A 20,030-nucleotide genomic window follows, 5' to 3' on the forward strand; every position below is an offset into this window, starting at 1 on the left:
TTACATTTATAACCACATCCCCTTTGATGAATAAATAAGGGAAATTGCATTAGTAACCATAGTCCGACCAGATGTAACCTGTGTCTGCGTAATCTGGGATAACAATCCATTTTCTGAAAGAAGGTCATCATATAAGGTCAGTTTACGCTCAAGATAAAAACGCTTAAGCCATGCCGACGCTACTTTTTGACGTAACTCAATACGAAGAATTTCTGTCTGAGCATTAGCTGAACCCAATTCAGCTTTTGCTAATTCTATTTCGGCCAATCTTTTGGCACGATTTGGAAAATCTTGCATGATGCCAATCTTTTGCATCGTCATGCCTTCTTGTGTGACTGACCATGCGGCATCGCCAGACACGGGGTAATTATCTAAGCCAACAAACAGTTTAGGATTGGGTAAGATACCGGAAGCTGAAACCATATTCTCAGCGCCTTCAATCTGAGCACTATTGGCCCTTAGAGTAGGTGCATATTGCTCAGCAAGCTTCAACGCTGTATCCAAAGTCAATGGCTGGGCATAAGCATGACCATAACTCAAGAAAAAACAGATCGTCGCAATTGAGCATCCACCCCATTTTAGGGACAGTTTTTCTTTATTAAAGTTCATATTTTTAGCTCTAAAATGATGTACACGCGCACGTGCAGAACATCCATAGAAAACTCTATGAATGGTGATTAGTCATCAAATTAATTAGAGCGTGGGGGTTTCCATAAATTGGATGGATCAGATGAGGTGAAATTTTGATTTAATGGAGAAAAAGCAGACTGTTCCACAGGGGAAGAAACCATAGATTGCAAAACACCTAGTGCTGTAGATGTATATGCAATTTTAGAAAATGACATAATACAATCTTGCTTAGACATACATGATGGATCATGTAATTGCTTCTTAATCTTTACTTCAGCTTTCATACAATCCATGTGCATAGCACTTGCTTTTTCATGATCTTCAGAATTCATCATTTGCATGGATTGCATATCTTGAGATGACATTAAACATGGACTATGTACAGATGCAGCAGCTGCTGCCGATCCTACGATGAGGATAGCAAATGATAAAAACAGCGAAAGGCATGTTTTTAACCAGTGCATAACGTCATGACCAAAATTTAAGCTTTTTTAGTTTTACAGATTTAGAAAAATTAGCAATTTTATTCATTAAAATAGCAGCCTTAAGGCTGCTATTTTAATATCGAGACAAAATTAGAAAACTAATTCAATACCTGCCCCGTATAACCACCCTTTTTCAGAATCTGTAGCTTCTTGAAAAGTCGTTAATTTCTGCCCTTTTTCATATTGATAAGCGACATCAACAAATGGTCTGATACGCTTATTAATCTCGTAACGAGTTTTTATACCTGTCTTTAACTCAGACAAACCTGACTTTGCAGCAAAATCTGAATTATCATTAAGCACAATATCTGCTGCAATATATGGCTGAGTAATTAGCTTTTGAGTGAGTAATAGATCTCGATCAAACTCAAAACTGGCTCCCCAAAAATTATTTTCACCACCATAAAGATAAGCTTTTGTCTCAAAGAAATAAGGAGCAAGACCTAATAATCCAATAACGCCATCAATGCGATTACTATTACGGTTATTTTTGTCCTCACTATACCTTACCCCAGCTTGTACATCCCAAAATGCTGCAACATTTCTACTGTAAAGAGCTGATACATCATATTTGGGGTCATTACTCTCCGCTTTATTCATATTAGCTTCAACAAACATTCGATTTTCATCTGTTCCAATCAATGCCTCGAAACTCGAACCTAAGCTGCCCTTTCCATCTTTATCAACTATCCACTCATTGGAAAATTTAGTTGTTTGATAGATTTGCCCACCATGCTCGTTCAAATGTTTTTTATGATTTTGGCTAAAAGCTAAAGTTTCAAGTTCTTTGCTGTTTGAAGACTTTTGATCAGTATTACGTTCAACATAGCCTAATCCGCCTGATTCTCTTAAAAGCACATTCATACTTGACGTACTCTTATTTAGATTTTCAGTCGAATTATCATTAGCAAATGCCATACCTGCTGAACCAATTAAAGCAACTGATAAAAGTGTTTTTGAAAAAAGTTTTTTAGTGGTTTGCATGTTGATTCACTCCCTTATCATTTGCATGGGGTTGGGCAACGATACTTTTTGAATCAACATCATTGCTATCTACATTTGCCACAATGAGTTTGTTCATCATTCCAGCTGCCATGTGATATAACAAATGGCAGTGGATAGCCCATTCACCTAATTCATCAGCAGTAAGTAAAGTTGTAACTGTTTTCCCTGGTGGCACAATGATCGTGTGTTTATTTGGCATATTACTTGGATCTTGACCATTTTCAAGCTGCATAAACATACCGTGCAAGTGCATTGGGTGAGCCATCATACTGTCATTCACAAATTTCAAGCGTATACGTTCCCCATATTTCACTTTGAATGGTTCTGTTTCATTAAACTTCTTACCATTAATTGTCCAAATGTAGCGCTCCATATTCCCACCAAGACGGATTTCCATTTCACGTTCAGGGGCACGAGTATCTGGTTGAGGGTTTAAAGATTGTAAATCACTATACTGGAGTGCTTTTTGACCAACGGGTGTTGAAGCATTTGCCCATCCAAATACGGTATTATCATTCTTGTCTGAAGCCGACTTAACAGTAGCACTATTCATCGGCATATCATGATTCATACCTTTCATAGAAGACATATCGTGATTCATACCTTTCATAGAAGACATATCATGATTCATATCTTTCATTGAAGACATATCATGATCCATACCTTTCATAGAAGACATATCGTGATTCATGCCTTTCATAGAAGACATATCATGATCCATACCTTTCATAGAAGACATATCATGATTCATACCTTGCATTGAAGACATGTCATGATCCATCCCCATATCTTCCATAGTCAATAAAGAGCGAGGACGAGGTTTAGGCATCTCAATTTGTTTTACAGGTAAGGTATTTTCATCATGTAAGGTTCCAACCGAAAAACCAGTACGATCAATAGATTCAGCTTCAATTTGGTAATGTGCTTGTTTTGGTTCCACAATGACATCATAAGTTTCAGCAGTACCAATACGGAACTCATCTACAGGAACGGGCTTTACAGGTTGACCATCAGCACTGACTACAGTCATTTTTAGGTTTGGAATGCGTACATCAAAGAATGACATAGCGGAAGCATTAATAAAACGAAGGCGAACTTTTTCACCAGCTTTGAAGTTACCCGTCCAATTTTGCTGAGGTGTCTTGCCATTCATTAAAAATGTATAACCAGTCACATCGGACATATCTGTTTTCAGCATTCGCATCTGATTCCACATAGAACGGTCTTGCCAAGTCGCTTTTAGCCCATCACGTTTAACTTGTTTTAATACATCGAATACTGTTTCGCGGCGGTTCTGATAGTAGTCTGCTTCTTTTTTAAGATTTTTCATAATTTGATCACTTGTCGAATTATGAAAATCAGAAAGCAAAACAACGTAATCTTTATCGGTTTTTTCAGCAGCTGTTAGTGGAGTTTTATCTTTAGGATAAATAACAAAAGCACCATATAAACCGTCTTGTTCTTGTCCTTTACTATGTGAATGATACCAATAAGTACCATTTTGGCGGACTTTAAACTTATATTCATAAGTTTTATTAGGGGCAATGCCATTAAATTTGTTAAATCCAGGTACACCATCCATAATTCCAGGTAATAATAAGCCATGCCAATGGATTGAAGAGTCCTGATTTTTTAACTTATTGTGAACACGGATAACGGCCTCATCACCTTCTTCAAATTCAAGAAGTGGTGCAACGAATTTACCATTTACAGTAATTCTCTCAACTGGTTTTCCTGTGATATTTACAGTTTGTTCAGCGATTGTTAAATCATATTCTTTAACTGCCGCCATTACCCAAGTTGATGAAAATAAACCAACTCCTATTAAAAGGACATGACTTAATTTTTTAGACATTTATTTCACCTATCTAATATAAAGATGGGGAGCTCAAGCAAACCAATTATTCGCTTTAATCTCACCAATCTTTCATTTATCGTATTTGTTATTTATTTGATGTATTTGACATGTTCATCTTTGAGTGGTCCATGTTCATCATATTTGAATGATCCATATTACCCATTTTAGACTGATCCATATTCATCATCTTAGAGTGATCCATCTGAGACATATCAGCCATATTGCCATGCTCATGCTGACTATGATCCTGTTGGGTTTTCTCATCATTCTTCATATTACAAGGTTTTTGGCATTTCTCTGACATTTTTGAGTCCGCTTTAGTTTCAGTGACTACAGTGGTTCCCTGTTTAGCATCGGCTGCCCAAGACTGAGTTCCTGCAATTAAAGTTCCAATACACATAAGTGTAGTTAAGCTACGACGGAATAGAGTTTTCATGTTTTGCTCCAAAAATTAACTTTATACAAATACCTTAAAGGCTACCACCAAACATCTATATGACATGAAAATGACATTTTTGTAATCTACAAAGAATCACGTATTTATAACGTTATTATATTCTTAATGAGTGATATTGGATTTTTATCAATGAGAATCTTACTAGTTGAAGATGAACAAAAAACTGGTGATTACCTTAAACAAGGTCTATCTGAAGCTGGGTATATTACGGATTGGGTCACAGATGGATTATCAGGTAAACATCAAGCACTTTCCGAAGAATATGACCTCATCATTTTGGACGTTATGTTACCAAAATTAGATGGCTGGAATATCATTTATGATATTCGCAAAAGCGGAAAGACAATGCCTATTCTATTTCTTTCAGCGCGTGATCAAATTGAAGATCGAGTTAAGGGATTAGATTTGGGAGCTGATGACTACCTCGTAAAACCTTTTGCTTTTGCTGAGTTATTAGCACGCATTAAAAGCTTACTCCGACGGGGACAACAAAAAGAAGATAGTAACCTTATTACAATTGCTGATCTTGAACTTGATCTTCGTAAACGCCGCGTCACTCGCGCTGGGCAACGTATTGACTTAACAGCTAAAGAATTCGCGCTGATGGAATTATTTATGCGTAGACGTGGTGAAATTTTACCTCGCGCACTCATAGCTTCTCAAATTTGGGATATGAATTTTGATAGTGATACCAACGTCGTAGAAGTCGCTATTAAACGTTTGAGAAGTAAAATTGACAGTAACTTTAGCCCTAAGCTAATCCAGAACATACGGGGAATGGGTTATGTTCTAGAGGTTGAAGATGACTCGTAAATTGTTTAATGCAATCAGCTTTCGTATAGCTATTATTTTTTCTCTATCTACCGTAATCATTCTAATGATTATGGGACTAGTTATTCATCAACTCGTAATGCATCATTTCGAAGCTCAAGACCGAACTCAATTAGAAGGTAAAATTCAACTTATAGAGAATCTATTAGAACAGAATCCTTCTAATTCTCAAGAATTGAATTTATATTTAAAAGATGCCTTAGTTGGTCATCATGATCTAATTGTTCAAATTGAACGACCAACGGGTCAAATTATTTTTAGTTCAGCACCATCCACCATTCATACCCAAACACTCAATAAATCAAAACGAAAGCCTTGGGTTGAATGGAGCATTCAAAATAAAACCTACCGTGGTTTAATTTATACAAAGTCTTTTAATCATCAAGACTCAATTATGTCAGCTCAAATTGTCGTTGGCATCGATACTTCTGAGCATCTACATTTCTTAAATGACTTTAGACGTCAACTTCTATACATTGGATTTGTGGGTACAATTTGTTTAATGTTCTTAGGGTGGTTCGCAGCATGGCGAGGGTTACGCCCAGTTCAAAAAATGGCAAAAGTGGCAGAAGGTATATCTGCTCAACATCTTTCTGAACGCTTAGAAGTCGAAAACACGCCAACAGAGCTTAGATCCTTAGCCATAGCTTTTAACGATATGTTAGATAGACTGGAATCTGCTGTAGAGAAATTATCAGACTTCTCATCTGATCTTGCTCATGAAATTCGCACACCTATTAATAATTTGATGACTCAAACCCAAGTATGTTTATCCCGTAGTAGAGATATCAATACTTATCAGGAAGTTCTCTTTTCTAACTTAGAAGAGTTTGAACGTTTAGCTCGGATGGTTTCAGATATGTTATTCCTTGCCAAAGCCGAACACGGTTTGCATTTACCAAACTTACAAAGAATTGATTTGGTCAAAGAAATTTCAGCTTTATTTGACTTTTATGATGCTATTGCTTCTGAAAAGAAAATGACTTTAGAACAAACTGGTCTAGGTTATGTAAATGGCGATCCTTCAATGTTACGTCGAGCACTCAGTAATCTATTATCAAATGCGATCAAATATGGAAAAACAGATTCAGTGATCAAAATCAATTGCCAACAAAGCTTTGATAAAACTGTTTTTACAATTGAGAATGAAAGCTCACCTTTATCATCAGACCAGCTAAATCGATTATTTGACCGTTTTTATAGAACAGATGCTTCCAGACAGCGAGTTGAGGAAGGTACTGGCTTAGGGCTAGCAATTACCAAATCCATTCTTGATGTACATGGCGCAACAATTAGAGCAGACTATCATAATGGCCGCATAACTTTTAAAATTATTTTTAAAAATTAATCACTTATATAAAAATAAACAACTACTGACTACTCATCTTTAATAGTTAAAAATAATGAGTAGTCAGAAAAACTTAGTTTTGGCTACGTAGTCGTAAAGCATTACCAATTACTGATGCTGAACTTAGACTCATTGCTAAGGCTGCGATCATAGGAGAAAGTAACCAGCCAGTAAATGGATATAAAATACCCGCTGCTAAAGGAATACCTAAAGCATTATAAAGAAATGCGAACATAAGGTTCTGCTTCATGTTTTTAATGGTTGCTTCTGATAATGAACGAGCAATCTCTATACCGCGTAAATCACCTTTTACCAAAGTAACTTGTGCACTATTCATTGCTACATCTGTTCCTGTACCCATTGCAATTCCGATATCAGCCTGAGCTAAAGCTGGGGCATCATTGATCCCATCACCAGCCATCGCAACCACTCTTCCTTCTTTTTGCAATTTCTTAACCAATTCTAATTTATCTGCGGGTTTAACCTCACCATAAACCTCATCAATACCTAATCTAGCGCCAACAGACTTAGCTGTTGTTAATCCATCACCAGTAGCCATTACGATTCTTAGACCGGAATCTTTTAATGAAAGAACAGCCTCAGGTGTACTTGCTTTGATTGGATCTGAAACAGCCAGAAGACCTAGCAGTTTTCCATCGGCTGCCAAATACATAACACTGGCACCTTCAGCTCTTAATACCTCTGCTTGTGGAATAAGAGTGTTAACAGATATCCCTAATTGCTTCATCAGTGCCGTATTACCTAGAGCTAATTTTTGTCCGTTTATCTCTCCATTAACACCAATACCTGAACCTGATTCAAATGAAGTAGGTTTACTTAAAGTAAGATTTCGCTCACGGGCGGCACGTACAATTGCATTTGCTAAAGGATGCTCACTGCCCTGATCTAAACTCGCAGCTAAACGGAGGACTTCATTCTTTTCATATCCTGAAGTGGCTACTACTTTATTGAATGATGGTTGTCCTTCTGTCAAAGTTCCTGTTTTATCAATAATCAATGTATCAATTTTACGTAGATTCTCTATTGCGGCAGCGTCTCGAAAAAGTACTCCATTTGATGCACCTCGCCCTGTTGCTACCATAATTGACATTGGCGTAGCTAATCCCAAAGCACATGGGCATGCGATGATTAAAACAGCTACTGCATTGATTAATCCATAAACCCAACTAGGTTCAGGTCCGAATAGCCCCCACCCCAAAAAAGTTAGAACAGCAATACCTATAACCCCCATAACAAATCGTCCTGCAACATGATCCGCCATCCGCTGCATAGGTGCTTTTGAACGTTGAGCCTGAGCAACCATTTGCACGATTTGAGAAAGTACGGTTGATGATCCAACTTTTTCTGATCGCATCACCAATGAACCATTCATGTTCATTGTTGCACCAATGACTTGATCACCCACACGTTTTGTAACTGGCACAGGTTCACCAGTTAACATCGATTCATCTACAGAGCTTGAACCTTCTGTAATGACTCCATCAACAGGAACTTTTTCACCGGGGCGTATCCGTAATAAATCGCCTACGTGTACATGAGATAGTGGAATATCTTCTTCTATACCATCAACACTGATTTTTCTTGCTGTTTTAGGTGCTAGCCCAAGTAGGGATTTAATTGCCGCTGAAGTTTGGGAACGTGCTTTTAACTCTAGCACTTGACCTAACAATGTGAGAGAAATAATCGCTGCGGTCGCCTCAAAATACACAGCAACACGCCCCATAGATACAAATGAGTCTGGAAATACTTGAGGTACTATTGTTCCAACAAGGCTGTATATAAAAGCAGCTCCTGTACCAATTCCAATCAAGGTCCACATATTTGGACTCCGATTAAGGATTGACTGCCAACATCTCACAAAAAATGGCATTCCTGCCCACAAAACAATTGGTAAAGTCAGTACCAGTTCAATCCAGCTTTGCACCTGCATTTCGAACCAGTTCAATTGATGACCAAACATTGCTAAGAAAACTACAATAATGGTTAGCGGTAAGGTCCACCAAAATCTATGCTTAAAATTCTTGAGTTCTGGGTTTTTATCAGCGTCATCTAAGTCAGGAAGTAAAGGCTCTAACGACATACCACAGATCGGACAATTTCCCGCATGGTTCTGTCTAATTTCAGGATGCATTGGACAAGTGTATATCGTGAAGGTATTAACATGAGCAGGCTGATTAACTTCATTTGAATCCTCACCATCCCTCTTTTGTGGTTCTTTTAACGCAACTACATTCTCAACTTTAGTAAAATAAAAATGAGGATCACTTTTAAACTTTATGTGGCATTTCTCACTACAAAAGTAAAAAGTTCTATTTTTAACTTCTTCATAAAACTTGGATGCTTCTGTAACTGTCATACCACAGACAGGGTCAGTAAGTCTGTTATTGAGTACTTTGTTTTCATGATGATGGTCCATAAAAGCCTCCTTCATATTTAATTTTTTAAATTAATAATTTCATTAAGATGGAAATAGACGCCCTCTTATTAGTTTGTTTAGTGATCATTGTTTTCTTTAAAGCCAGTGTACCACTTGTGGTTTTTTAATTTTTAAAATGACAAAAATGTAATTTTGAAGTCATCGGGATGTTTCTCTCATCCTTTAATAATAAGCATGAGAAAGGTGATGACCAAGCAACCAATTGATGCATTTCATTCGGTCATTACTGAGCCCAAGATTAGTTTAAAGAGGATGAAGAAATGAAAATTTTCAAAAATAAAATGTCAGCTCTACGTAACACTCTCGTAGGTGCAACACTGATTGTTACTGCTTCAAGTGCATTTGCACACGTGAAACTTGAAAGTGCAATTCCTGCGATCAATGCTTCTGTAGCAAGTCAACCAAAAAACATAACACTCAATTTTGGTGAAGAAGTCATGCTAATGAACGTTAAGTTACTTGATGCCCAACGTAAGGATATCCCTTTGAACTACCAAATAACTCATGATATGAAAAAATCATTTGACGTAGCGGTTCCAAAACTAAAAAAAGGAAAATATACGGTGGTTTGGACCACAATGGGTACCGATGGCCATAACATGAATGGTGAATATAATTTCACTATTAAATCGGTAAAATAACAATAAATGCAAATAGCCAACATGCAAGCAGCTTGCTGACACGTTGGCTATAACTGTGGGAGAAAAATATGATTCCTGAGACTTGGATATACGCAACATGGTTGGTTAAAGTCATTCTATATTTAGGGATTGCATTTATTATAGGTGGTGCTTTCTGCTATTTCTTACTTGGACGTTATGTTGAAATAAAGGGAACTATTCTCAAATACATAACTATTGGTACAGGATTAGGTCTTTTTTCAAGTGTTCTCGGCTTCTTCATTCTTATAGGAAGTTTTGCCAACACTGGCCTTTCAGGTATGTGGGATAGCAACTATATAAATATACTAGTCAATACTCCTACTGGACATGTCTATATCATTCGATCAATCAGTTTTGCACTTTTACTCATATTTATGATAGTCAAACTTAGTAAAGGGACGATTGATATTTCCAAAACTGAAGGAGCAATCTTTACCATACTGCTCACACCAATCGTTTTAAGTTTTTCACAACTCGGACACGTCACGAATTTACCCTTATTCGCTCAAGCTTTGTTATCAATACATGTACTTGTAATGTCCTTATGGATGGGGTCGCTTTATCCATTATGGAAAACAAGCAAAAAAATTAATGGCTTACCACTTAAAGAACATATGCATCTATTTGGGCAAATAGCAGCCTTTATTGTAGGAATACTCATCGCTTGTGGTCTTAGTATTGCTTTATTACTCTTTAAAGATTTTAATACTCTAATCAATACACCTTATGGGCATGGATTTATTATTAAAATATTATTTGTCCTAAGTATTTTATTGTTAGCAGCCTTTAACAAATGGTATTTCACACCTCGCTTACAAGACCCGAAATTTGCGAAACAATTGGGCTATGCCATTTTATTTGAGATGTCATTAGGTCTATCAATTCTTTTAGCCACTGGTTATATCACCACTGTAGTCGGTATTGAGTAAAAAAGGATCACGCTATGACTTCATGGATGAAGTACAATTTATTATTTCACATATTTTTAAATACAATATCTTGGGCTGAACCTAGCACTTCAAAAACGATTCGCTCCTTAGATGATACTGAATTACGTAATATTACTGATCATAACCATGGCGATACCAAAGTTGATGAGAATAAAGATGACCATCATTCCAAAGATAAACAACTACGTAATGAGGATAGTAGACAACAAAAAGTTATAAATGGATTAATGTTACAAAAGCCTAACGTACTACCGCCCTCCAAATAAACGATACTTAAGTAATGTTTATTGATTCAATAAGTAGTTCAAATTTTTTAATAAAAAATAGTAGCAATATTACTGTTGGGGGCTTCTTAGCCCCCAACAGTATTTAATTCAGAGCTTGAACCGACTGCTGTAAGCCTTTCTGAATATCTTGAACATGAGTGAGATCATGCGTTTGCTGATGCTCTGTTTGAGATTCAACGCTGTAAAACTCCTCCACTATATCCAAACCCTCTTCACCTCCCACCTCAAAGCAGGCATTACCATAACCCTGCCGTGCCACATGATCCAAAGCCTCCTGATAGAACCCTGCTGTCTTACTTTGTTCATCCATCTGTTTGGCTGAACTAATCGCATCTTTCAGGTTTGTGCCATCACGTAAAGTCAGATCCACGTAGTAGATCGGGGTACGGTAACTTTGTGTGGTGCTTTTACCTCGCAAGGTCAATTGCAATGGCAAACAAGAAAGTAAGTCACCCGATGCTGCGTGATAGTAACGAAGTCGAGCTGCCAAAGTGCGGATGCTGTTAAAGCCTGTGGTTCTAAAGATGAAAGTACCAAACTCATCTGATTCATCTAAGTTGACGTAGAGTCTGCCATAGGGCTTGCATAATCCACCCTGTGCCAATGGACATAAATCAGGTGATGGACATGGATGTTGTTCAATGCCATTTTGACCGAGTCGCTGACAGCTTTCGCCATTGCCTGAACAGATTAAACGTCCAGTTTGGCGGTCAAATAGGCTGTACTCTGCTCTTAAGTTGAGATCGGGATCATTGAAGATCATGCGGACTGGAATGCTTCTCAGCTTTTGGTTCTGATTGGGCGCTTTGGCACGTAGTTGCTCATCCAGTGGATGTTTGACCCACCCATCTTTATTTTGGATTTGGCTGGTAATGGTAAATTGATCATCTTTTTCAGGCAGGCGTTTGCCGTTCTTTTCGACCACTTTGCCAATGCTGATGCGTCCTAAGACTGGTGGGGTAATGGCTAAACCTTTAATCATGGTTTGATTCCTCGTTTCGTTAAATATTTACGAAGTTATGGTATTTACTGTAAAGCACCTTCTCTTCGCCCATTTCTGTTCAGCCCTTTCAATCACCTATCGTTATTTGTCGGTCATAAGAGATTGTGTGCATCCTAGTTTTACGCAAAGCTGCTCCAACGCCCTTTCTCTGTTTTTTGGAGGGAGGGCAGAAGGGGCGGCTTTGCGCTTTTTTAGGTTTAAGGCGTATTTCTATTGAGCTTTAACTCAATGGGTGGATGTTAAATCTTCGACTGCCACTGCGAGCTTGTGGGTACTGTTGCAGTAATTCGGGTTGTGCTTGTAGCAAGGCTTTTTGGTCTAAAACCACACTGTCCTTGGATTTTTTCCATGTCACCGAACCAGTGCTGAAGGTGGCACGTTCAGCATCTTTCATCAAAGCCTGAATACGATGTTTGAGGAAGTCATATTTGGTTTGATGATGTGCCAGTTGTTTGTCCTCATTGAGTAAATCAGTAAACAGTTGGTCGATACCTGACATACCTGAAAGGTCTACGGTCTGTAAAGGAATATGCTGCGGATATAGCAGTTGTAAGGCTTTGGCTGCCGACTCACTGGCATCGACTGCGGGCGGTATATCTTTTTCTACACAATTCCAAAATATCCGCTCGGAAGCGATGATTCGATCAATCACGATTTCATTGCGTTCGATCTTAAATATTTTTGCCTCATGCCCACAAATCAAAGCACAAACATGCGCTGCTTGTTTGCCTGTCACTGCCAGTTGATGTTGCACCTGAATAATCACGTATAAAGGCACAGCATCACGCCAATGTTTCGTCCCCCACTCTCCTACCGATTTACATTCCAATATTTGCACCTCTTCACTCCCCACAACGGCATAGTCAAGGTTGGCGAGCATAAAGCATTTGTCTGCATCGGAATGCTGCAACACGGCATTGACCCGCCGCACTTTATTGCCTGTCTTGTGTCGATAGTAGTCAGCAATCAGCGGTTCTAACTTGTTACCCCAGTACAATGGTGAGTAGCGATTTTTAGTCGGTTGATCGGGTGGTGGCTGTATTCGACCTGTTTTAATCATCCACAATTCCAACATGCTCATGTGGGGATTTAAGCCGCATGCTGCTGCGGCATCACTACTGCCAATGCCTTGCTTTCGTACTTGTAACCATTGTTCACGGCTCATTCCTTTGGTATCTGCTAAACGCTTAGGTTGCGGACGGCTCGGTTTAGCTGTGTGTGGCAATGGTAAGTATGCTGTGGAATGGCTATGGTTCGGTTCAACGATATGGTTCATTTGATACTCCAAGTCTGTAAAAAATTAAATTTCGGGCATAAAAAAACCACATCCGAAGATGTGGTATTAAGGGGGAAACGGTCATTCGACTTTTGCTTGCATCATTGTGCGCTAGGCAATCATGCCTAATGCTTGTTCTAAGCCACGCTGTTTTAAGCCTGCACCTGCACCAAACCAAGCAGAATCGAGTCGGTGGTCTTGGCTCATGGCACGGCGTTCGTGATCGGCAAACTCGGTGATGCTGCACAGCAAGCCGTAGGCGGTGTCTTTGGCTGAGCTGAGTTCGGCCCCGCGTCCATGACCGTTAAACATGGTCATTACTTTCGACATGGCACGTCCGTTCGGTTCAGTCTTTTGTTCCGTTTTGGCTGCCACATTGCGGTAGAACTGAATAATGCCATCATCCTGTTCTGCGCTGCTGAGGCTGCTATTGTTAAACACCGCATCGAAGTAGGCAGCGGCTTCTTGCTGCGTCACTTTGCGTTGGCTGAGTTTCTTCATTTCGTACATGTGTTCATCCCATGCACGTACTGATATGCCAAGCTGCTGTTTGATTTTATCCGCTTCAAACTTGGTGCTATGCGGCACTTTAACCACGCCAGCACTGTTGCCTTGTCCTTTTAGGGCAATGGCTAAGGTGTTGTTGCACACCACACGGATATTGGTGAATTGTGCGGTAGTGGAAAGCGTACCGTCACATGCTGTTGCCAGTAAAATATAGCCATTGCTAACATCCTTACCCTTAAGGGCGGTAGATTGTCCTGTGCGTGCCAATGCCCAGAATTTCTTACCACCTTTGAGTACGCCTGCGGTTTCCAGTTCAAAGCCCGATAGCTCGGTTAAATCACGGTAGAACTCCAAAATTTCTTTGGGTTGCACTTCTTGGTAGCGTTGGCTGACAACAGATAGCGGTGCATGGGTGTCTGAGCGGTACAGTACGCGTTGTTCTTCAAAAGGCATGATAATGCTTTGCCCACGATGGTTCTGTGCCATGTAGCTCACATCAGAGCTTTCTATACGCCAGTCCATGCCTGCTTGTTGTGACCACACTTCAATCGGTTGGTTTTGGGTGAGCTGATTGCCTAGACCATGCCAAGGGGTTTGACTGACATAAGCCATTTGTTCGAGTAAATGTGCCATGATAACTTCCTCCTGCCCCTAGTTAAAATTGCACTGGCAATTGTTGCAGTGGAAATAAGCAGTAGGCTGCTGTGGTTGTGAGGGTTGAACCAGACTATCAATCAAGCCACCGACCACTGCCCCTGCAAGCCCACCAAGTAATGGAGAAAATGGTGTAGGGAAACTCTTGGCAAGACTTGCACCAAACCCTGCACCTGCCATAGATGAAAAACTGTTATTGCCTGATGGCTGTGCAGTTGCACGGCTAACATCGGCTGAATAGCAATATGGGCATGTAATGTTCATAAGATAAACCTCATTAAATGAAAAAAGGCTTATCAATCGATAAGCCTTAGTTTTTGAATGTAAGGAAAAAAGAAAACATTCAATTTTCATGTTAATGATATATATCTATGATTTTTTGGGATCAACGTTGTGACATACCAAAGCTGCGCTTCTTCTTGGAACTCTTTACTCTTAACTGTTGCCCTTTTTTTGGTCTAGCAAGATAAGCCAGCGTGGAACGCATCTGATCAAATTGATAATCCACCTTACAAAAAATAACCCCTACCGCAATTATGCCTCGTGCTTCATAGCGACTGAGATATTGCCGATCATGGCAATTGAAATAGCGTCCTCTACCATCCGTTATCTCCGCCCAGAGTTCACCAATTGATTTTGCAATACTCCAAGCTCCTATTCGTGCCCGTTCATCAAAGATCAATGCTAGATGGCAATGATAGCCCGCCGATGCCCCCTGCTCTAAAGCCCAGACCAGAAGTAGTACTTGACCGCCATAAACTGAACGATTAATACGGCTTCTAAGCCGCTCTAAGTCCTGCTCTACTTGTAAAATATTTCTGTTTTGTGCATAGGATAAATCAACACGAACCACCAATAGTGCTTCGTAGGCATCTTTAAGAGCAAGTAATCGCATATCCAAATTCTTTGCATTAATACTTTCGTTGTACCAATGTTGACTCATTTCATTCTTATAGCTTTTTTGCGTTTGCAGAAAATACTGTTGCCACTCGTGAAATGAATTTTGTTTTAAGCGAGTACATAAGGTTAGAGGGGAATCTAAATCAAACTGATAGTCATACACAAGCGTACAGAATAATTGAATTAAACTTGAGTAGCTGTAGTCAGGATTATATATTTGATTAAATTCGAGTAGTAGCTCACTGAAGCTTTCATAGAAAGATCGTGGTTGTCGAGTTGCTAGTAAAGAGCTTTGAATGAATTCTTCAATTTCGATGGTTAAGACAGCTTCGTTAATTGTATTAAATGACTCATCAATTCTTGGATTATACATGTGCAATTGCCTATAGCGATAAACTATATGAAATGGCAAATATGTAATTATTTATAATTAAATTTTAAATTTATAAGTTAATTATTAATAATTAATAGACAAAACAACCGCAATGAAAAGTTAGCATAGATATATATTTATAAACAAAGTCATTACACAAACTAGCAACTTAAAACAATTAGATGATTAAACCCGCTCAACCCATAATACAATAAAGAGTTAAGCAATATAAGCAATTATCCAAACCACAAAAAAACAAATGAAAAAAAGTAAAGTTATCCGATAGAAATGATTGATTAATTCATGCAAATAGATAAAAATTCCAATCACATCAACAACCATGAAAAAGTTATAATTCCTGAAAAACTCATCGTTGACCAGTAGCGTACCGTGCACAACTTGTGGGTGGATAGGCACAGTACTCGACTAACCTAGCATGGTTTCTTCATTATGCTAACATTATAAAAAAATAACCGAAATTCGTAGGAAATCTGACAAAAAAATCATTTGAAACCTTGCCGAAGATGCAATAAGTTTATGGAAATCTTACTGCAAGGAAAGGCTAATGAAACACATTGAACTAACAGAACATCGTAACGAACTTATCAAACTCATCAAAAATCTTCATAATGATGATATAGTTTGGATATTACATGTAATTAATAAAGACAGGATTATGTTCAATGAATATTTAAATCGTCTTAGCGATTATGACTACGAACTAATCAAAATTAACATCGACAAACTAAACTCATCAAAATCCTTAAATGAATTAAAGAATGAACTGATTACTGAGATCTCAGAAGTAAGTGAAAAATGCGCAATTGAACTTATTAACATGATCAAGAAATATAAAGATTCACTAATTATTCGTGGAAGGGATTTTAACCAATACAAATCAGACAAACGTTTTCTAATTTTCACACTCGATAGTATAAAAACCTGCGAAATAAAAACTCACAGATTAATTAAATCCATCACAAACCCGTATTTTCAATTTCTTTATTCAATTTATTTGTTCGAAGAATATTACCGTGATAATGATGAACTTGATTGTATTGAGAAAGACTATGCGAAACTTGTAACTGAAAAACCCACTCACTTTAAAAATTATAATGATGTGGAGTTCTACAAATGGGCAAAAAAATACATGGATGAAGATAAGAGAAATTTTAGGGAGTATAACAAATCATCGATCATCATTTGCGAAGACTCTGACTACAGTATTGTAGTAAATTCAGCATTTGATAAAATGTATTGCGGAAACGAACTCGCCTATACAGCGTTAAAAGATAAGTTGTCAAATGCTTGGTATCAGAAAAAATATCGTGCTAAAAATAAAGGCAAAACACATCACTACTATCTAACAGATAAAACCTTAGATTGCTTAAACGTGCTCTGCCAAAAGTACAACAAGTCTGAAGATAAGATGATTGAACATTTAATTAATAAATGTTTTGCGGATGAATGTACCGATCATCATGGAGAGGCAATATATTAAATATTTTATTGCTAGATATTTATAAATATAGATTTATGATTAACCTAGCTTCTTCATTGACAAATAATAATAGAAGGAGGGATCTTGACCTATAAAGTGACCCTCCCTACCATAAATCTCATCAAGCCACCCTCGTGCAATTTCATAATGCTTATTTACTTGTTCATAATAAGAAATAACCGTTGGCTTAGTAGAACTAGAGATACTATACACGCCCATTATTGATTCTGTCGTAGCTACAAACTCATTTTCCACATCTTCTTTTGTTCTTATACTCTCTAGGTCGTCATAATCAATATCTCTTTTTGAACGGTCATAAACATAATAGTAATAAAATCCATTCAACGTATCTACACATTTACTTATATCATTAAAAAACAAATTAACATGACCCAATCTATCACAAATATCAATCAGATATTTTTTTAAATCTTCACCAGTGCAGTCTTCACCCATTGAATTATATTTATCACCCATTGAATTAAATTCATCACCTATTGATTTAAAATCAATACCTATCAATGAATTACTCTTGCTTAACGCACCTAGAAGCAACATGAAGTTATCAGCATTATCCCAATTCCATATAGCATTAATCTCATCCTTTAGCTGATCACCTTTATTTCTAATGTAAATTTGTTTTTTCACTATTTCAAATTCAATAAACAACATTACTCTAAGAAAAAAATCAGAATATTTAGCATACTCAATTAAACCAAATCTTTCTCTATGTTTTTTAATAGATAAAAACTTCTTATCCAAGAATAACTTAAGAACCTCAATTGTGACAAGTTTATCATAATCATAATAAAAGTTTTGCCCAACCAACTTATGCATCACTGATTTATCTATATTCTTAATATTGCACTTTATTACTAATGACATAACATCATCTAAAAAGAAATCTTTAGAAAATTCATATAATTCAAAATTTCCAGTTACAAAATCAATATCTGGCGTTGAAACAGTTGGTAATGCTGCAAACAATTCCACACCACATAAAAGGTAATGCTTATATATATCTGCTTTTTTATTTTCATAACCCCTACTTAAGTTGATTTTCTCAATCTTATTTGAGAGATCAAAATATATGACATCTTTCGTATTTTCAGCACTCAAACCAAATGCAAGTTCATGGAAATAGAGATAGTCTAAAATATTTAAAGCACAATTTCTTAATTCATATTTTTCACTCATTGTCAACACTTTTTCAAAATCGATTTCAGAAATTATAGCATTATTTGAGTCATGATTTTACCATTGTGCTGATCAAGTGCCTAATGTGTTACGACACTTCTAACACTATCCATTTGATAAAATTAACTAATTACCATACACAATGGAGTACAACATGAAAGATGCAAAATTGAATATCGCTGACTTTTTGTTTATGCAGTTCAGAACAGCAACACCCACGCTTGAAAACGTCTGTGCTGTATATTACCCACATCTCTGTAAAGCCAAGCAACTTGAGAAAGCACGAAAAATGGAATTTCCATTCATTTGCTTTAGAATTGATAACAGCCAAAAGTCGCATTACCTTGTCGATTTATTAGACTTGGCATTTGTATTAGATAACAGTTACAAGAAACATTATGAGGACTTCAAAAAAATTAATCCATTAATTCCAAAATCTGGCTTCTTGGCATAACGTTTTTTCTGGCTTTTACAGAAACATAACGTTCGAGACTACTCCACGAATCATGCAAGCTTACTTGTTGTATTTGTGGAATAGTCTTACCTAGTTCCGCTAAACGTGTACACCCCTCATGTCGTAAATCGTGAAAGTGTAAGTCTTCTATTTCTAATAGCTTACACGCATTTCTGAACTCACTACCTATCGCTTTAGCATTCAATGGTACTAATAAACTTTCACAATAACCACGCTTTAACATCCGATTACGGATCTTCTCATCAAGCAAAAATTTAATAAATTGTTGGCAATCATCATTAACATTAAACTCTTTATGATTACCTTTAGATCCATTCGGGTTTTTTAAATCTCTAATCTTCCATAATTTATTAACTTCATCATAATCTGTTAGCTGCATTCTTGTAATTTCTGATTCTCTTCTGCAAGAGAATACTGCGAACCACATGATTAAGTGCATCGGGTAGCTACTACTTGAGTGATTCCATTTTTTAACAAAATATTTTGTGAGCCTTTCGAGCTCATCAAAAGTTGGCAGGCGATCTCGTTTTCTACTCGATGATATTTGGCGTGTCTTTCTTAGTTGAGCCGTTGTTTTGTCAAATGTCTGCAAATCTACTTTCAAATTCCACATAATTGATGCATGGCTTAATACGCCTCGGATGTGCAATAACTCATGTTGTAATGTGCTGGTCGCTATTGGTTGTAAATTAAATTTGCTAATTCCCTTTTTACGGAGGGCTACATGGCTTGAAATTTGTGATGAACCTATTTCAGTAATCATGTTTTGGGCAATAGGTAACTTCTGAAGCAACTTAAGCGAATACGTCTTAGTTCGTCCATATTGATCGCCTACCTCTGCTAAATATTTGCTAATAGCATCATCTAGGGTCAAATCCAATAAGCTTTCAAGACCACGTAAAATTTCTGGGTTTTCTTCTATCTCTGCTTCGCGTTTGCCCAACCAAATCGTAGCTGCTCTTTTTGTACTAAAAGTCTGGCTTTCTTTAAACGGAGGGAATCCATTTCTATTAATTCTAATTTCCGCACGATAACGGATTGTTCCGTCCTTAAGTTTTCGTTGTGTTATAGTACCCACAAAATTTACGCCATAAACAGATTTACGCCATTATGGCGTAAAAATGGCGTAAATTCCATCCGAAACGGTTCAAATTAAGCGCTAATGGTCGCAAA

The 20,030-nt window shown here is 37.5% G+C and carries 19 protein-coding genes and 1 pseudogene; 7 read left to right on the forward strand and 13 right to left on the reverse strand.

Features of this window, described 5'->3' with window-relative positions; genetic code table 11:
- Positions 1-42 precede the first annotated feature (42 nt).
- The 5 genes and pseudogenes from F903_RS15750 to F903_RS15770 all read right to left on the reverse strand — a co-directional run.
- Positions 43-609, reverse strand: a pseudogene (locus tag F903_RS15750) (TolC family protein); the annotation flags it as partial.
- A gap of 80 nt (positions 610-689) precedes the next feature.
- On the reverse strand, positions 690-1,094 hold the full coding sequence (locus F903_RS15755) for a hypothetical protein (protein WP_005198552.1): 405 nt from the start codon (positions 1,092-1,094) through the stop codon (positions 690-692).
- A 111-nt stretch (positions 1,095-1,205) separates the two neighbouring features.
- Positions 1,206-2,099 carry a copper resistance protein B gene (locus tag F903_RS15760; RefSeq protein ID WP_005198553.1) on the reverse strand — a complete coding sequence of 298 codons (894 nt, stop codon included), beginning with the start codon at positions 2,097-2,099 and terminating at the stop codon, positions 1,206-1,208.
- Positions 2,086-3,975 (reverse strand): copper resistance system multicopper oxidase, encoded by a 1,890-nt coding sequence (locus F903_RS15765; RefSeq protein ID WP_005198554.1) that lies wholly within the window; start codon positions 3,973-3,975, stop codon positions 2,086-2,088. Before F903_RS15765 ends, F903_RS15760 begins: the two co-directional genes overlap by 14 nt.
- A gap of 88 nt (positions 3,976-4,063) precedes the next feature.
- Complete coding sequence (locus F903_RS15770; RefSeq protein ID WP_002058521.1) at positions 4,064-4,414, reverse strand: hypothetical protein; 351 nt, start codon at positions 4,412-4,414, stop codon at positions 4,064-4,066.
- Positions 4,415-4,564: 150 nt separating this feature from the next.
- Between F903_RS15770 and F903_RS15775 the strand changes: the two genes are divergently transcribed.
- Both F903_RS15775 and F903_RS15780 read left to right on the forward strand, forming a co-directional pair.
- Complete coding sequence (locus tag F903_RS15775) at positions 4,565-5,248, forward strand: heavy metal response regulator transcription factor (protein WP_002058525.1); 684 nt, start codon at positions 4,565-4,567, stop codon at positions 5,246-5,248.
- Positions 5,238-6,614 carry a heavy metal sensor histidine kinase gene (locus tag F903_RS15780; RefSeq protein WP_004959365.1) on the forward strand — a complete coding sequence of 459 codons (1,377 nt, stop codon included), beginning with the start codon at positions 5,238-5,240 and terminating at the stop codon, positions 6,612-6,614. Before F903_RS15775 ends, F903_RS15780 begins: the two co-directional genes overlap by 11 nt.
- Positions 6,615-6,687: 73 nt before the next feature.
- Here F903_RS15780 and F903_RS15785 read toward each other — a convergent pair whose 3' ends face one another.
- Positions 6,688-9,051, reverse strand: coding sequence for a heavy metal translocating P-type ATPase (locus tag F903_RS15785; protein ID WP_005198556.1), 2,364 nt, complete (start codon positions 9,049-9,051; stop codon positions 6,688-6,690).
- Between the two features lie 281 nt (positions 9,052-9,332).
- On the opposite strand from F903_RS15785, the gene F903_RS15790 reads away from it, so the two are divergent.
- From F903_RS15790 to F903_RS15800, 3 genes are all read left to right on the forward strand, one after another.
- On the forward strand, positions 9,333-9,713 hold the full coding sequence (locus F903_RS15790) for a copper resistance CopC family protein (protein ID WP_005198558.1): 381 nt from the start codon (positions 9,333-9,335) through the stop codon (positions 9,711-9,713).
- A 68-nt stretch (positions 9,714-9,781) separates the two neighbouring features.
- Positions 9,782-10,663: a copper resistance D family protein gene (locus F903_RS15795; RefSeq protein WP_005198559.1), complete on the forward strand. Its 882-nt coding sequence runs from the start codon at positions 9,782-9,784 to the stop codon at positions 10,661-10,663.
- A 14-nt stretch (positions 10,664-10,677) separates the two neighbouring features.
- Positions 10,678-10,950 carry a hypothetical protein gene (locus tag F903_RS15800; protein ID WP_005198561.1) on the forward strand — a complete coding sequence of 91 codons (273 nt, stop codon included), beginning with the start codon at positions 10,678-10,680 and terminating at the stop codon, positions 10,948-10,950.
- A 103-nt stretch (positions 10,951-11,053) separates the two neighbouring features.
- Here F903_RS15800 and F903_RS15805 read toward each other — a convergent pair whose 3' ends face one another.
- From F903_RS15805 to F903_RS15825, 5 genes are all read right to left on the reverse strand, one after another.
- Entirely contained in the window at positions 11,054-11,953 is a 900-nt protein-coding gene (locus F903_RS15805; RefSeq protein WP_005198563.1) for a recombination directionality factor, read from the reverse strand.
- Positions 11,954-12,194: 241 nt separating this feature from the next.
- On the reverse strand, positions 12,195-13,250 hold the full coding sequence (locus tag F903_RS15810; RefSeq protein WP_005198565.1) for a YqaJ viral recombinase family nuclease: 1,056 nt from the start codon (positions 13,248-13,250) through the stop codon (positions 12,195-12,197).
- A gap of 111 nt (positions 13,251-13,361) precedes the next feature.
- Positions 13,362-14,390, reverse strand: coding sequence for a DUF932 domain-containing protein (locus F903_RS15815; RefSeq protein ID WP_005198567.1), 1,029 nt, complete (start codon positions 14,388-14,390; stop codon positions 13,362-13,364).
- 18 nt (positions 14,391-14,408) lie between these two features.
- The gene (locus F903_RS15820) at positions 14,409-14,675 is read right to left on the reverse strand and encodes a hypothetical protein (protein WP_005198569.1); all 267 of its coding nucleotides are present in this window, start codon (positions 14,673-14,675) and stop codon (positions 14,409-14,411) included.
- A 121-nt stretch (positions 14,676-14,796) separates the two neighbouring features.
- The gene (locus tag F903_RS15825; protein WP_005198571.1) at positions 14,797-15,684 is read right to left on the reverse strand and encodes a YagK/YfjJ domain-containing protein; all 888 of its coding nucleotides are present in this window, start codon (positions 15,682-15,684) and stop codon (positions 14,797-14,799) included.
- 565 nt (positions 15,685-16,249) lie between these two features.
- Here F903_RS15825 and F903_RS15830 point away from each other — a divergent pair.
- Positions 16,250-17,185 (forward strand): hypothetical protein, encoded by a 936-nt coding sequence (locus F903_RS15830; RefSeq protein WP_005198573.1) that lies wholly within the window; start codon positions 16,250-16,252, stop codon positions 17,183-17,185.
- A gap of 39 nt (positions 17,186-17,224) precedes the next feature.
- Here the strand turns inward: F903_RS15830 and F903_RS15835 are convergent, their stop codons facing one another.
- Positions 17,225-18,382, reverse strand: coding sequence for a hypothetical protein (locus F903_RS15835; RefSeq protein WP_005198575.1), 1,158 nt, complete (start codon positions 18,380-18,382; stop codon positions 17,225-17,227).
- A 154-nt stretch (positions 18,383-18,536) separates the two neighbouring features.
- On the opposite strand from F903_RS15835, the gene F903_RS15840 reads away from it, so the two are divergent.
- The gene (locus F903_RS15840; protein ID WP_005198577.1) at positions 18,537-18,836 is read left to right on the forward strand and encodes a pyocin activator PrtN family protein; all 300 of its coding nucleotides are present in this window, start codon (positions 18,537-18,539) and stop codon (positions 18,834-18,836) included.
- Here F903_RS15840 and F903_RS15845 read toward each other — a convergent pair.
- Positions 18,799-19,935, reverse strand: a complete 1,137-nt coding sequence (locus tag F903_RS15845; protein ID WP_005198579.1) for a tyrosine-type recombinase/integrase — start codon at positions 19,933-19,935, stop codon at positions 18,799-18,801. The two genes, F903_RS15840 and F903_RS15845, sit on opposite strands and share 38 nt — an antisense overlap.
- Between the last annotated feature and the right edge of the window lie 95 nt (positions 19,936-20,030).

This window comes from Acinetobacter sp. NIPH 298, from assembly GCF_000369505.1.
Classification (GTDB): Bacteria; Pseudomonadota; Gammaproteobacteria; order Pseudomonadales; family Moraxellaceae; genus Acinetobacter.